At 71.5% G+C, this 14573-nt stretch carries 15 protein-coding genes; 2 read left to right on the top strand and 13 right to left on the bottom strand.

All coding sequences use genetic code 11. The annotated features are described in order from the left end of the window. Positions 1 to 5: 5 nt before the first annotated feature. Entirely contained in the window at positions 6 to 815 is an 810-nt protein-coding gene (locus tag IT293_16260; GenBank protein MCC6766214.1) for an SDR family oxidoreductase, read from the bottom strand. Position 816: 1 nt separating this feature from the next. Next, positions 817 to 1668: an SDR family NAD(P)-dependent oxidoreductase gene (locus IT293_16255; protein ID MCC6766213.1), complete on the bottom strand. Its 852-nt coding sequence runs from the start codon at positions 1666 to 1668 to the stop codon at positions 817 to 819. Here IT293_16255 and IT293_16250 point away from each other — a divergent pair. Beyond that, positions 1643 to 1816 carry a hypothetical protein gene (locus tag IT293_16250; GenBank protein ID MCC6766212.1) on the top strand — a complete coding sequence of 58 codons (174 nt, stop codon included), beginning with the start codon at positions 1643 to 1645 and terminating at the stop codon, positions 1814 to 1816. The genes IT293_16255 and IT293_16250 overlap by 26 nt on opposite strands. Here IT293_16250 and IT293_16245 read toward each other — a convergent pair. The 4 genes from IT293_16245 to IT293_16230 form a co-directional block, all read right to left on the bottom strand. Then, entirely contained in the window at positions 1803 to 2891 is a 1089-nt protein-coding gene (locus tag IT293_16245) for an aminopeptidase (GenBank protein MCC6766211.1), read from the bottom strand. The genes IT293_16250 and IT293_16245 overlap by 14 nt on opposite strands. A gap of 119 nt (positions 2892 to 3010) precedes the next feature. Next, positions 3011 to 3763, bottom strand: a complete 753-nt coding sequence (locus IT293_16240) for a protein-L-isoaspartate(D-aspartate) O-methyltransferase (GenBank protein MCC6766210.1) — start codon at positions 3761 to 3763, stop codon at positions 3011 to 3013. Between the two features lie 4 nt (positions 3764 to 3767). Then, a complete protein-coding gene (locus IT293_16235; GenBank protein MCC6766209.1) occupies positions 3768 to 5609 on the bottom strand; it encodes an ABC transporter ATP-binding protein in 1842 nt (613 codons plus the stop codon). A 35-nt stretch (positions 5610 to 5644) separates the two neighbouring features. Then, on the bottom strand, positions 5645 to 7363 hold the full coding sequence (locus tag IT293_16230) for an ABC transporter ATP-binding protein (GenBank protein ID MCC6766208.1): 1719 nt from the start codon (positions 7361 to 7363) through the stop codon (positions 5645 to 5647). Positions 7364 to 7435: 72 nt separating this feature from the next. Here IT293_16230 and IT293_16225 point away from each other — a divergent pair, with 72 nt between their 5' ends. Beyond that, positions 7436 to 10348, top strand: coding sequence for a glycosyltransferase (locus IT293_16225; protein MCC6766207.1), 2913 nt, complete (start codon positions 7436 to 7438; stop codon positions 10346 to 10348). A 16-nt stretch (positions 10349 to 10364) separates the two neighbouring features. Here the strand turns inward: IT293_16225 and IT293_16220 are convergent, their stop codons facing one another. From IT293_16220 to IT293_16190, 7 genes are all read right to left on the bottom strand, one after another. Then, positions 10365 to 10697 carry a DUF779 domain-containing protein gene (locus IT293_16220; protein ID MCC6766206.1) on the bottom strand — a complete coding sequence of 111 codons (333 nt, stop codon included), beginning with the start codon at positions 10695 to 10697 and terminating at the stop codon, positions 10365 to 10367. Positions 10698 to 10818: 121 nt separating this feature from the next. Further along, positions 10819 to 11232 carry a PIN domain-containing protein gene (locus IT293_16215; protein ID MCC6766205.1) on the bottom strand — a complete coding sequence of 138 codons (414 nt, stop codon included), beginning with the start codon at positions 11230 to 11232 and terminating at the stop codon, positions 10819 to 10821. After that, positions 11222 to 11443, bottom strand: coding sequence for a hypothetical protein (locus IT293_16210; GenBank protein ID MCC6766204.1), 222 nt, complete (start codon positions 11441 to 11443; stop codon positions 11222 to 11224). The genes IT293_16215 and IT293_16210 overlap by 11 nt, the downstream gene beginning before the upstream one ends. Positions 11444 to 11463: 20 nt before the next feature. Continuing rightward, positions 11464 to 12444, bottom strand: a complete 981-nt coding sequence (locus IT293_16205) for a group II intron reverse transcriptase domain-containing protein (GenBank protein ID MCC6766203.1) — start codon at positions 12442 to 12444, stop codon at positions 11464 to 11466. Between the two features lie 634 nt (positions 12445 to 13078). Further along, positions 13079 to 13333, bottom strand: coding sequence for a hypothetical protein (locus tag IT293_16200; GenBank protein MCC6766202.1), 255 nt, complete (start codon positions 13331 to 13333; stop codon positions 13079 to 13081). A gap of 33 nt (positions 13334 to 13366) precedes the next feature. Beyond that, on the bottom strand, positions 13367 to 14059 hold the full coding sequence (locus IT293_16195; protein MCC6766201.1) for a four helix bundle protein: 693 nt from the start codon (positions 14057 to 14059) through the stop codon (positions 13367 to 13369). A gap of 182 nt (positions 14060 to 14241) precedes the next feature. Continuing rightward, positions 14242 to 14573: SUMF1/EgtB/PvdO family nonheme iron enzyme (locus tag IT293_16190; GenBank protein ID MCC6766200.1), on the bottom strand; the 332-nt coding region annotated here is incomplete at its 5' end.

Raw genomic sequence — 14573 nt, 5'->3', positions numbered from 1 at the left:
GCCGCTCAGGCCATGAACAGGCCGCCGTTCACGTCGAGCGAAACGCCGTTCACGTAGCTCGCGTCGTCGCTCGCGAGGAACGCGATCGCCGCGGCTTGCTCCTCGGGCTGCGACACGCGCTTGATCGGCATGAAGAACTGATACGCCGCCATGCGGGCGGCGCGGGCGGCCTGCTCCTCCTCCGAGCGCGCGGCGGCGACGCTCGCCGCGCGCAGCATCGGCGTATCGACGCCACCGGGACAGATCGCGTTCACCCGCACCCCCTTCGGCCCGTAGTCGAAGGCGAGGTGGCGCGTGAGGCCGAGGAGTCCCGCCTTGCTCGACGAATAGGCGTAGCCGCCCATGGCGCTCTTCGATCGGCCCGCGAGCGAGGAGACGTTCACGATCGCGCCCTTCCCGCGCGCCGCCATCGCCGGCAGCACGGCGCGGCTCAGGTAGAACGGCCCGCTGAGATTCACCGCGAGGACCGCGTTCCAACGCTCGTCGCCGACGCCCGCGACGCCGTCGAGCCCGGCGGTGTCGCCGATGCCGGCGACGTTCACGAGCACGTCGACCGGGCCGAACGCCGCGGCGATCGCGGCGACCGTGGCGTCGACCTCCGCGCTCCTGGCGACGTCGCACGGGAACGGCGCGCCGACGCCTCCGGCAGCGCGGACGATCCGCGTCGTCGCTTCGGCGCCGTCCGCGTCGCGGTCGACGACCGCGACCTTGGCGCCCTCGCGCGCGAGCAGCACCGCGGTCGCGCGCCCGATGCCGCTCGCGGCGCCGGTGACGAGGGCGACGCGGTCGTCGAAGCGACGGACTCCGGCGCTCACGTCACATGCCCTTGGGTTGCGGGAACTGCGTCCGCATGACGGCGTCCCAGCCACGGTCGCCGAGCCAACGCCGCAGGCCCATCATCACGTGCGCGGCCGCCGTGATCACGTAGCGCGTCTTCGGGCGCGAGGCGGTGATCGCCGCCTCGATCGACTTCGCGACCGCATCCGCGTCGGCGGCGAGCCGACCCATCGGGCCCTCGTAGGCGTCGTGGATCTGCCGTTGCAGGACGTTCAGGAACTCCCGGTAGGGCGACGCCGGACCGCCGAGCGCGGCGACGCGCGCGATCGCGGTGTCGCCGAATTCGGTCTTGATGGGTCCGGGTTCGATGATCACCACGTCGATGCCGAAGCCCCGCACCTCGAAGCGGAGCGCGTCGCTGATCGCCTCCACCGCGTACTTGGTGGCGTGGTAGAAGCCGCCGCCCGGGAGCGTCAGACGCCCGCCCATCGAGCTCAGATTCACGACCTTTCCCCAGCGCTGCCGGCGCATGCCGGGAAGCGCGAGCTTGGTGAGCTGGACGAGCCCGAAAACATTGGTCTCGAACTGCCGGCGCACCTCGCTCATCGGCACTTCCTCGATCGGCCCCTCCGAGCCGTAGCCGGCGTTGTTCACGAGCACGCCGACGGCGCCCTGCTCGGCCTCCACGCGGGCGACGGCGGCGCGAATCGAGGCCTCGTCGCAGACATCGAGCGCCAGGAGCGTGCAGCCCGCGGCGGCGAGATCCTGGATCGCGTCGAGCTTGCGGGCGCTCGCGTAGACGGTGTGCCCCGCCCTGGCCAGCCGGAGCGCCGTCGCCCGCCCGATGCCGGTCGAGCATCCCGTGATGAGTACCGCCTTCGAGATCGCCATGCTCGCACCTCCCGCGGAAATGTCGCCGGTTGAGTCGGCCAAGGCCGCCGCCAAGTCAAGACCGCGCGCGACCGCCGCCCGTCCCGCCGCCGTCGGGCAGGACGACGTCGCGGAGGTCGGCGGCGTCATTCGCATCACGGAGCCGTGACCCCGACGGCACGGCGCACGGCTCCGAAGGGGTCTTCGGGCTCGCGCCGCGCCGCCGCCTCGATGAGATCGAGCGCCGGACGCACGCCGCCGAGCCGAGCTGCGACGGTCTCGAAGAGGTCGAGGTCGGTCGTGTAGAGGAGCGATTGCAGCAGGACGGCGTTGTTCAACTGCGCGTCGTCGAACTTCTCGAAACGCCGGGCATGGAACGGCAGCGTCGGAAACGCCGCCTGCGCCTCGCGGAAGAGGACTTCCCGCTCTTCGACCGCCACCGCCTCGCTCGCGGTCGCGTAGAGCTCGCGCAGGCGGCGACCGAGCGTCTGCACGAAGGTCGCGAAGGTGCGCTCGTCCTCCCACGCGTTGCGCGCCTCGGCGACGAGCGCCGCGCCGCCCGGACGGGCCGCGAAGAAGTCGATCGCGGCGCGGTGGCCGACGAAGGTCGCGAGCGACTCGTTGAAGGCGGTCGCGTGCGCGCCCGTGGCGTAGAACGTGTTGTGATAGGTCTCGTGCAGCACGAGGTTCACGAGCGCCACGTCGTCGGCGGCAAGTTGATGCCGCAGCAGCGGATCGTCGAACCAGCCGAGCGTGCTGAACGCCGCCGCGCCGCGGATGCTCGTGTCGAGTCCCTTGGCGACGAGGTTCTTCGCCTCGGCCTCGGCGAGCGCGCGATCGAAGAAGCCCTTGTAGGGCACCCGGCCGACGATCGGGAACCACCAGGTGTGCGGCTCGAGCGACGTCCGCGGCGTCGCCGTGAGCACATACAGCATGGTGGGGCCGTCGACGTACGAGAGCGTGGTGAAGCTGCCCCCGACGCGAAGGCCCATCGCCTCGGCATAGCCCCGCGCCGCGAGCACGATCTCGAGCTTCCGCCGGACCTCCGGCGCGAGGTCCGGCCGCGCCAGCACCCCCGCGATCGGCTCGCGCCGCCAGAGGATCTTCGCCTCCTCGTAGCCCGCCCGGAGCACGTAGGTCGGCGAGCATCCCGCGAGCCCCACCGCCAGCGCGAACGCAAGGAGCACGGCGCGCGCGCGAACGACGGGCGACACGGAGCGGGTCGTGTGGATGCCGAAGCGCACGCGGAACGGCGATTCCTAGCGAATCGAACGGGCGACGGCGAGAGGGCTCGGATCCTGCCCACGGCCACCGCGCTCGCTCGATGACGGCAGCTCCCTGGCGTGCCCGGCGGCTCGGCCGCTCAGCGGTCGCCGCCCGTCATCGGCACGAAGCGCACCGGCGTTACGCTCCGCACCTTCACGCGGCCGTCGGCGGCCTTCTCGTGGACCTGCAGCTCCTGGTCCGCGGCGCCGACCGGGATGACCAGGCGGCCGCCCGGCGCCAGCTGCGCCAGCAGCGCGGGCGGCACGCTCGGCGGGGCCGCCGTGACCACGATCGCCGCGAAGGGCGCGGCCTCGGGCCAACCGCGGTAGCCGTCGCCGTGCCGCGCGTGGATCGATCGGTACCCGAGCCGCGCCAACGTCGTGGCGGCGCTCTTCGCCAGCGGCGCCACGATCTCGATCGTGTAGACGTCCGCTCCGAGCGTCGTCAGCACAGCCGCCTGGTACCCGGAGCCGGTGCCGATCTCGAGGACACGCGCCCCCGGTCGCACGGCGGCGAGCTCCGTCATGAGCGCCACGATGTACGGCTGGCTGATCGTCTGCCCTTCCCCGATCGGCAGCGGATGGTCACCGTACGCCTCGGCGCGCCAGCGCGCCGGCACGAACTCGTGCCGCGGCACCCGCCGCATCGCCGCCAGGACCGCGGGGTCGGCGACCCCGCGCGCCGCGATCTGCTCCTCGACCATGCGCGCCCGCTCCCGGACCCGGTCGTCGGGTGCCGGCGAGACCGTCGCGGCCGGCGCCGCCTCCGCCCCCTGCCCCAGCGCGCGCTCCCCGCCGCGCCCGGCCCACACGAGCACCGTCACCGTCGCCGCGAGCGCGAGTGGGCGCATCGCGTCAGCTCGCCGCCTGGCCCGCCCCCGCATCGTCGGCGAGCACGTACTGCAGCTCGTAGAGTCGGTGATAGATCCCGCGCGCCGCCATCAGCTCGAGGTGCGTGCCCACCTCGCGGACGACGCCGTGGTGCAGCACGACGATGCGGTCGGAGTGCTCGATCGTCGAGAGCCGGTGGGCGATCACGAGCGCCGTGCGATCGCGCATGAGAGTCGTCAGCGCGTCCTGGATCAGCATCTCGGTCTCGGTGTCGACGCTCGAGGTCGCCTCGTCGAGCACCAGGATCGCCGGGTCGTAGGCAAGCGCCCGCGCGAACGCGAGCAGCTGGCGTTGCCCCGTCGACAGATTCGACCCGCGCTCGCGGAGCTTCTCGTGCAATCCGCCGGGCAGCTTCTCGATGAACTCCCAGGCGTTCACGCGCCGGGCCACCTCCTCGATCGCGGCCTCGCCGATCTCGGGCCGGCCGAGCGAGATGTTGCCGGCAACATCGCCGCTGAAGAGGAACACGTCCTGCAGCACCACCCCGATGCGTCGTCGCAGCGACGCCAGGTCCCACTCTCGCACGTCGACGCCATCGACGCGGATCGCGCCCCGGCTCACCTCATAGAAGCGCGAGAGCAGCTTGATGAGGCTCGTCTTGCCGGATCCGGTCGCGCCCACGATCGCGATCTTCTCGCCAGCGTTCACGGCGAGGCTCACGTCCCGCAGCACCCAGTCCTCGCCCTTGTAGGCGAACCAAACGTGGTTGAACTCGATCGCCCCGCGCACGCGCGCGGGCGCGTGCGGCCGCGCCGGCGCGACGATCTCGGGCGGCGTGTCGAGGAGCTGGAAGACGCGCTCGGCCGACGCCATCGCCGACTGCATGACGGCGTACTTGGTGCTGAACTCGCGGATCGGGATGAAGAAGCGCTGCATGTACTCGAGAAACGCCACGAGCGTCCCGAACGCGAGCGCGCCGGCGAGGATGTCGCCCGCCGCCCACCACACCATGAGCGCGCCCGAGATGCCGGCGAGCGCTTCCACCATCGAGAAGAGCGCGGCCTCGTAGATGTTCGACCAGTGGTTCGCCTCGCGGTGGTCGTCGTTCAGCGCGTCAAACTCCTCGAAGCAGCGCCGCTCGCGCGCGAAGAGCTGGATGATCATCATTCCGGAAAGCGCCTCCTGCAGGTACGCGTTCAGGCGGGCGATGCGCTCCCGGATCTGCCGGTACGTCCGGCGCGCCGCGCGGCGGAAGAAATTGATCCCGATCGCGAGCACCGGCATGAACGCCAACGAAGCCAGCGCCAGGTGCGCGTCGATGCTCACCATGATGGCGACGATCCCGACCATCGTGAGCACGTCCATGAAGATGGTCATGGCGCCGGCGGCGAACATCTCGTTCAACACGTCGACGTCCGAGGTCAGGCGCGTGACCAGGCGGCCGATGGGATTGCGGTCGAAGTAGCTCATCGGCAGGCGCTGCACGTGGGCGAACACCTGCACGCGCAGATCGGCCAGGCTGCGCTGCGCCACCAGCATGGTGAGGTAGTACTGCGCGTAGAAGAACGCGCACTCGCCGACGATCGCGGCGATGTAGACGAGGCCCATGCGCCCGAGCCCCCGCGCGTCGCCGGCGGTGACGTGACGGTCGATCGCGAGCTTCAGGATGTAGGGCTGGGCCAGCATGCAGGCCGCGTTCAGCGGCAGGCAGACGACGGAGAGCCAGAAGGTGTGGCGATAGGGGCGGATGAACGTCCAGAGCCGGCGGATCAGCCGGGCGTCGTAGGCCTTGCCGAGCGCCTCCTCGCCGTGCGGGTCGAGCGCGCGCGCGAGGCTCTCCCCTGCGGCGGTGCGCCGCGGCCGCAGCGGCGTGACGCGTCCCGAACGGCGCGCGTCGCCCGTCACAGCGCCTCCAGCTCCTCGGCGAGGCGCTGGCGCCGGAAGAGATCGGCGTAGACGCCGTCGCGCGCGAGGAGCGCGGCGTGATCGCCGACCTCGACTACCCGTCCGTCCTCGAGGACGAGGATCATGTCCGCGTCCATGACCGTCGAGATGCGATGGGCGATGATGATGCTCGTGCGCTCGCGCATCACGCCGCGGAGCCGCGCGAGGATGCGCCGCTCGGTCTCGGTGTCGACGCTCGAGAGCGCATCGTCGAGGATCAGGATGGTCGGGTCGACGAGGAGCGCGCGCGCCAGCGTCGCCCGCTGCTTCTGCCCGCCCGAGAGCGTGATGCCGCGCTCCCCGACGACGGTGTCGTAGCCGCGCGGCAGTTCGGCGATGTCCCGGTCGAGCGCGGCGATCTCGGCCACGCGTCGCACGGCCGCGTCGTCGGCCTCCGGCACGCCGAATCGGATGTTGTCGCGGATGCTCCGGGAGAAGAGGAAGGGATCCTGCGGCACGTAGCCGATCGCACGCCGCAGGGTCGCGAGCGGGATCGTCCGGACGTCGTGGCCGTCGATCTCGACGCGCCCCTCCGCCGCGTCGAAGAGGCGCGGCAGGAGCTGGACGAGGCTCGTCTTCCCGCTGCCGGTGCGGCCGACCACCGCGAGCGTCGCGCCCGCCGGCAGCTCCACGTCGACGCCGGCGAGCACGCGCCGGCCGTTCGCTCGCGCCTCGTACGCGAAGTCGACGTGCCGGAGCGCGAGGGCGCCGGTGAGCGGTCGGGGGAGCGGCGCCGCCAGCCGATCGTCGATCGCGGGCGCGGCCTGGAAGATGACCTCGAGACGCTGGAGCGCCGCGCGGCCGCGCTGCAGGATCGAAAGCATCCAGCCGAGCGCCATGGTCGGCCACGCGAGGATGTGCAGATACCCGATGAAGGCGACGAGATCGCCGAGGCTCAGGTGCCCCGCAATCACCCGGCTGCCGCCGTACCAGAGCACGACGAGCGTCGTGAGCGTGCTCACGCCGCGCATGACCGGCATGAGAAGCCCGCGCACCTTCGCGAGCGCCATGTTCTGCGCCGAGAAGTCGACGTTCAGTCGGGCGAACGCGTCGATCTCCGCCTGTTCCCGCACGTAGGCCTGCACGACGTGGATGCCGGAGAGGTTCTCCTGCACCCGACTGCTCATGGCGGCGAGCCCCTCCTGGGTCTTGAGCGTGCGCTCCATGAGCTGCCGGCTCGTGCGCTTCACGATCACCAGCACGAGCGGGTACGGTACGAGCGACGCGAGCGTCAGCCGCCAGTCCATCGAGGCCATGATGGTCACGGCGTAGAAGTAGTAGATTGGCGTATTGACGAGGTTCAGGAAACCGACGCCGAGCAGCAGGCGCACCGCGGTGATGTCGTTCACGAGCCGCGACATCAAGTCGCCGGTCTGCTGCGTCTGGTAGTACGCGAGCGGCAGCCGCTCGAGGTGCGCGAACAGGTCGTTCCGTAGGTCGTACTCGATGTCGCGGCCGACGTTGAAGATGAGGAAGCGCGAGCAGGTGCGGACGGCGCCCTGCGCGAGCGCGACCGCGACGATCGCGAGGGCGAGCCATCCGACGGCGCCCGCCGACCCACCCGCCGCGATCGTGTCGACGGCGCGCTTCAGGAGATACGGCACCGTCATCGCCAGCGTCCCGGTCGCGAGCAGGCACGCGAGTCCGAGCGCGTAGCGGCCCCGGTAACGAATCATGTATGACCAGAGCCGCGGCATGAAGAGGTGGAGCTATAACCCACCGGTTTTGGTGACGGAAGGTCGCGCGCCATGCGCATAGCCCAGGTCATCACCCTCTTCCTGCCGGATTTCGTCGGGGGCGCGACGCTCGCGTGCGCCGCGACGGCTCGCGCCCTCCGCGCGCGCGGGCACGCAGTCGAGGTCTTCTGCGGGCGCCCGCACGGCGACGCGCCGCCCTACGCGGAGAGCCGCTGGGACGTCGACGGGATCGCGGTGACCGGCGTGAACGCGGCGGCCGGCTACGACGCGCTCGGCGAACGCGCCTACCATCACCCCGAGGTGGCCCCCGTCTTCGCGCGCTTCCTCGCCCGCGCGCGGCCCGACGTCGTCCACTTCCACAGCATCCAGGCGCTCGGCGCCGACCTCGTCACGACGGCGCGCGCGCACGGCGTGCCGGTCGTCGTGACGATGCACGACTGGTGGTGGTGGTGCCCGCGCCTCTTCCTCGTCGACGACACCGGCTACGTCTGTCCCGAGCGCGTCGCCTCGGAGCGCTGCGGCTGCGCGCCCGGATTCGATTTCGTCGGACGGCGCGCCCATCTCGAGCGGTGCCTCGCCGCCGCCGATCGCATCCTCACGCCGTCGCGCTTCCTCGCCGACGCGGCGATCGCGAACGGCGTGCCGGCGGCGCGCGTCCGCGTCGTCCCGAACGGCGTCGCGCCCGGCGGCCCGCGGCCCGCGCGGCGTCCCGGCCCCGTCCGCTTCGGGTGGTTCGGCGGCCCCGATCACCGCATGAAGGGCCTCCCGACGCTACTCGCGGCCGTCGACCGGACCGCCTGCGGCGGCTTCGAGGTCGTGCTCCATACGAGCGGCACGGTGCGACGACGCGGCCTCGGGCGGACGCTCGTCGACCGCGTCGGCCACGCCCTCCCCGTCCCGCTCACGATCGACGACCGGATCGTCGTCGCGCCCGCCTTCGCGCCGGCCGAGCTTCCGGCCGCGCTCGCCGCCCTCGACTGCCTGGTCGTGCCGTCGCTCATGCGCGAGTCGTTCTCGCTCGTGACCCGCGAGGCGCTGGCCGCCGGCGTGCCGGTGATCGCGAGCGACTGCGGCGGGCCGCTCGAGATCGTGCGCCCCGAGCGCAACGGGCTCGTCTTCGCGACCGGCGATCCCGACGACCTCGCGACCTGCCTGCGGCGGTTCGTCCTCGAGCCGGGGCTCGCCGAGGCGCTCGCGGCCGGCGCGGGCGCGACCACGGTGCTCGCGCTCGACGCGCAGATCGACGCGCTCGAGCGCGTCTACGCCGAGGTGCGGCCCGGCCGCGCCGGCGCGGACGCACCCGCCGCCACGCCGGCGCGCGCGGCGGTGACGGGGCCGAGCCCGCTCGCGCCGGTGCTCTTCCTCGCCGGCTGCGACGGCGCTCCCTACCGCTACCGCGTGACGCACCTCCGCGACGCGCTCGCCGCGCGCGGCATCGCGAGCCGCGCCCTCTGGTGGAGCGATCCCGACGCGCCGGCGGCGATCGCCGCCGCGGGCGTCGTCGTCGTGTACCGCGTGCCGATGAGCCCGTGGCTCGAGGCCTGCCTCGGATGGGCGCGCGCCTGCGGAAAGCCGCTCGTCTACTCGTGCGACGATCTCCTCTTCGACGCGGCGGCGACCCCGCACGACGCGCTCGCGCTGCTCCCCGCGGACCAGCGCGCCTGGTGGCTCGGCGCGACCGCCCGCTACGCGGTGGCGCTCGGCGCCTGCGACGTCTTCCTCGGCGCGACGGAGCCGCTCGCCGAGGCCGCCGCCCGCCTCGGCGTCCCGGGCTTCGTCGCGCGGAACGGCCTCGGGCTCGGCGCGCTCGCGATCGTGGAGCGCCTCGCGCGCGGGCGGGCGGCGGCGCCCGCCCGCGCCGCCACCGGCGAGGTCGTGCTCGCCTACCAGAGCGGCACGACCATGCACGAGCTCGACTTCGCGCTGGTCGCGCCCGCCCTGGCGCGGGTCCTCGGGGCGCGACCACACGCGCGCCTCCGCCTCGGCGGGCATCTCGGCGGGCATCCCGCCCTGATCCCGTTCGCCGGACGGATCGACTGCCTCCCGCTCCTGCCCTGGCCCGAAAGCCTTGCCGCGCTCGCCGCCGCCGACGTCCAGCTCGCACCGCTCCGCACCGACGCCTTCAGCGACGCCAAGAGCGAGGTGAAGTACCTCGAGGCTGGAGCGCTCGGGCTGCCGACCGTCGCGAGCCCGACGTCCGCGTATCGCCGGGCGATCCGCCACGGCGAGAACGGCTTTCTCGCCAGCACGCCCGCCGACTGGGAGCAGCGGCTCCTGGCGCTCGTCGACGACCCGGCGCTCGGCCGCCGCCTCGGCAACCGCGCCCGCGACGACGTCTTCCTCCACGCCACGCCGGCCGCGCTCGCCGACGCGCTCGTCGACGCGCTCGTCGACGCGCTCGCGCGCGCGCGGGAGCTCGCCGCGCGCCGGCCGCCGACGGCGGGGGCAACCGCACCCACGCCCGCCGCCTTCGCGGAGGTCGGCCGATGCGATCTCGCGCCGGACGATCTCGAACCCGGGACCGCGGTCGAGACCAGCGACACGCCGTCGGGCTTCGTGACGGGCGGGCGGACCTTCGGTCAAGCCTTTCGGGCGAGCGCCGAAGGCCTTTGCCGCGTCGACGTCCGCGTCGGCACCGACGGACGCCGCCACCCGCACCGACTCCACGTCCGGCTCGCCGAGTCGCCGCACGCGCGGACGCCGCTCCGCGCGGCCGTCGTCGACGCGGCCGCGCTCGCCGACGGCGCCTGGGTCGCGGCGACCTTCGCGCCGATCGAGAACAGCGCCGGCCGCGAGCTGTATTTCTGGGTCGAATCGGACGGCGGCGCCGCGACCGGCCCGACGCTCTGGACCTCCGTCGCCGGGCCCGGCGACGCCCCGCCGGGCGGCCTCCATCTCGACCACGCGCCCGCCCGCGGCAGCCTGACCTTCCGGACGTATCACCGGCCCGCGACCGCCTCGTGAGCCGTCGGTACGACCGTCAGACGGAGCAGGCGCGCGCGCCCTCGCGCAGCACGAAGCGGAGGCCGTACTCGGTCTCGAGCGACATCGCGTCCGACGTCGGCTCGTCGACGACGTCGATCGTGACGTCGGCGTCGGCGAAGGGCCGTACCATCGCCGCCTGGAGGTAGACGGGCACGCCCGCGACCTCGCCGACCGGCTCGACGCCCGCGAGCACGGCGTCCTCGAAGAGATGCGGCGCCGTGCCCTCGCAGCACCCGCCGTCGATGGTGAAGGTCAGTGCCCCCGCGCGCGCGGCGCGCACGCGCGCGACGACCTCGGCGGCGCGCGGCGTGATGCGAATCGTCGGCACGTGCCCATGAAAACCACGAAGCCTACCCCGGAACAACAGCCCCGCGGCACGGCCGTTCGACACGTCGACTCGTCCGCGCTCGCGGAAGGCATCGTCGTGTCGAGGATCGCGGTCCGGACCCTCACGGGTGAATGCGAAAAGGTCTTCTGCCCGCCCAGCGAAACGTGTCGAAGCCGCGCCGGCCGAGGGTGAAGATGTGCTCGGTTCGGAGCTCTTCCGCCAGAGCGACCAGGGTCGCATCGGCGTAGTCCATCGGACCGTCGGCATACTTGCGGAGGAGCATGAGCACACGCTCGAAGCGACGCGCGCCCCCATGCACGACGCTCGCACCACCCTTGACGACGAACTCGACACAGCGGGCCGGCCCGCGCGAGTCCGCGCTCAGAAGATGCGTCGCCTCCGTGAGCACCGCATCCGTCGTGAGCATGGGGCCACGCCAGCCACGAAAGAGCTCGGCGCAGGCCGTATGCTGAGGCTGGTCCGCGTCGAGCAACGCGACCAGCGGGCCCGTATCCAGAAGCAGCTCAACGCCCACGGCGCAGGATACGCTTCACATACTCGCTGTGGCGGTCCGCGAGGCCGGGGGTGCCGGTGTGCACGGATCCGATGAGGGCACGCACCCGCTCGGCCGGCGCATCCGCGCTGCCCGAAACCACGACCTCGACGTACGCCGAGGTGGCGTCGCGCAGCACGTCGGAGCGCCGCCTGCCAGACGCGCGCGCCACCCGATCCACCTTCTGCACCAAGGCGCGAGAAAGTCGGAAGGTCACTCGAGCTTCAGCTCGTCTTGCCATTGCACTGCACCCGTAGTGCAGAGCCTCGACGGACTCAATCTGTTCGCGCGCGATCGGAACGCTCCAGCGATCGCACCAGCAAGCGCTTGCCGGCGTTCGCGACGTCGCGCTGCGTGAAGATGCGCCGCGAGAGGCGGAAGACATCGCCATGCTTGGCGAGACCGAACCAACTGGCGACGGACGCCCGAGCGCTCGCGGCATCGATCTCCCGTGCGGCCACGCCGCTCGAGTGCGGGGAGACGCCGCCACAACCGCCGGACGCTCCGCCGCCGCACCCGGACGCGGCCACCCGGGTAGTGGACATAGCCCAGCAGGTCGCTCGGTTCACCGATCGGCGCCACGATCACGCGCCGTGGATTCAGCTCGAGACGGAGCACCTCCGTGAGGAATGCTCGCACCGCTCGGAGCCGATCCCGGGCTTCCCGGCGATCATCGGCGAGCAGCAGAACGTCGTCCATGTAGCGGAGGTAGTGCCGCACTCGCAACTCCTCCTTCACGAAGTGGTCGAGCGCGTCGAGGTAGACGTTGGCGAAGAGCTGGCTCGTGAGGCTCCCGATCGGCATGCCGCGACCGGGCTCGTCGGCGCCGTGGGCGATCAACGCTTCGAGCACGGCCAGGAGACGCGTGTCCGCGATCCGGCGGCGCAGCCGCTCGAGGAGCACCGCGTGGTCGACGCTCGCGAAGTAGCGCCGGACGTCGACCTGCACGCGATACCCCCGCCCGGCCCGGGCGCGCACGAAGGCCTGGTAGCGCTCGACCGCGCCGTGGGTCCCGCGGCCCGCGATGCAGGCGTAGCTGTCGGCGATGAAGCTGTGCCGGAAGATCGGGTCCAGCACGTTGAAGAGCGCGTGATGTACGACACGGTCGCGGAATGGCGCGGCACGGATCTCCCGCCGTTTCGGATCGCTCACCCAGAAGCGATGAAACGGACCCCACGCATATGCCCCACGCACCAACGCGTCACGGATCTCCCACAGCCGGGGTTCGAGATGCTACTCGAACTCCCGCACCTCGCGCCGTTCGCGCTTGCCGTGGCTGGCCCCGACGAACGCGCGACACAAGTTGCCGAAGTCGACGACCGTCGGAAAGAGATCCTTCTCACGCTGCACGTCGCACCTCGAAAGGCAGCGGGCCCGGCGGTCGATCGCCTACTGGCCCGACCCGCCTCGCTGCGCTATTGAGCGTGCCCCGCGAGGGAGCCACGCCAGGGACGGGAGCCCTGTCATCCCATTGGCACGAGCACCGTCTCCGTGAAGACGATGCGAGCAGGCCGCCGGGCAGCGTCGGCCCGGAGGGGACAACTAGCGGGCGCAACGGAAGCCGATGTTGTTGTTCGCATTGGACGGCTCGTTGTTGCCATTGACCGTGAGCGGACCGGCATTGGTACCGTTGTTGAAGTTGCCGCCGCGCAGCAGCGCACCGGTGTGGCCCTGGCCCCTATCGAATGTCGCATGTGACGGTTTCGCAACGCGCCGGCGGTCCTACTTGAGGCTGCGCGCGGCACCGACGGCGAGATACGTGATGAACGCTGCCCACACGACGATCACTACGGCGACGAAGGTCTCCATACCTACAGCTCCTCCAAACCTACAGCTCCTCCAAGCTCGCGATCGCGAATCTGATGTGCCCATCAAGGAAATAGCAGCCCCACGACACACCGACCATCGCCAGGACATCGGCGACGATGATTTTCCAATCAGCGGAACGAATATTGCGAACGAGCCACGCCATCAGGCTGATGTCCGTGACGATCATGATACCGAGCCACAGCTTCGCGTACGCGATGCGCTCCTTGGCCACGTCCAACTTCGACATGCCCGCCGTGTAGCCACCGCCCGTCATGAGAGAAACGCGATTCGTATACGGTCCTCTGCTCTATTCGACATACACCTCGCGTCCGGCCTGGGCGAGCGCGGTGACGTAGCGCTCGAGGTGCACCCTGGGGATTCCGCACGTGAGGATCTTCTCCGACTCCGACTCGGCCGCGAGGTCGCGGACCGCGATGCGCAGGAGCCGCCCGCACTCGACGGCATCCTCGAAGAAGCTCTGGCAGAAGGCGCCGACGATGACGAAGACGATGGCGCGAGGATGATCGAGCTTGAGACGGAGGTAGCGCTCGATCGTGGGGCTGCGCATCGTGTAGCGGAGCCCGCCCGTCCGCCGCTTCCTCGTTGGCGGCGGCACGATGGCGGCCGGCGGAGCTTCCGGCGCGCCCGCCTCACGCGTTTCGTACTTGAGCCAGCCTCCGAGCATGCGGCCGACCTCGGTCGCATCCTTCGAAAGCTCCTCGTACCCACCGTTCGACACGAAGCCGAGGCGCTTGCCGAGGCGAAGCGTGATGCGGAGCGCATCGAGCCGTCCGCTCGCCTCGCGGAGGGTCTCCGCCTTGTCGCTCCGCCGGTTCGCCACCGTCAGCGCCACCAGCATCTGGAGCGCGTCTTCGAGGATGACGCGCCCGAGGAGCCCGCGCTCGACGCGCGGGAACCGGTGCACCTGCGCGTACAGACCGGCGCAGAGATCGTAGGACTTCTGCACCACCGGAATGAGATCGGTGCTGCGTGCCGGCATGGCGTCACCTCGCGTACGTTCCGAGCGGAGCCGCGTGCGTCAACGAACGAGGCGCTCGTTCGCTCACGCTCGCGGCTCAGGCACTCACGACAGCGGCGCCACACGGACGGACGGGCGCAAGGCCGCCCGCCCAGCCGCGCGACGCCATGAAGCAAAGGCCAAAATTCCCACGTAAATCGTGACTAGCGGGCGCAACGGAAGCCGATGGCGCTGCTCGCAAAGGACGGCTCGAGGCCGAGCACCGAGAGCGGACCGGCATCGGAACCGTAGACGAAGAAGCCGCCGCGCAGCAGCGCACCGGGTTCTCCCGTGGTAGCCGCTCCCGCCAAGCATTGATCGTCACCCGTCGGACTGACACCAGCGCTCCATGTCCCGCACGACGTCGAGCGCGGCACCCAGTCCGCCACCCACTCGTACAGATTGCCCACCATGTCGAACGCCCCGCGCGTCGACACACAGCTCGCGCGCGAGCCGGTGAGCCCTACGGCGAACGTGCTCGCCGTGTTGCAGTCGT

The sequence above is a fragment of the Deltaproteobacteria bacterium genome, from assembly GCA_020848745.1.
In the GTDB taxonomy this organism is placed as follows: domain Bacteria; phylum Desulfobacterota; class Binatia; order UTPRO1; family UTPRO1; genus UTPRO1.
The sequence above is the reverse complement of the archived record's forward strand: the minus strand, read 5'-3'. Positions and strand labels throughout refer to the sequence as shown.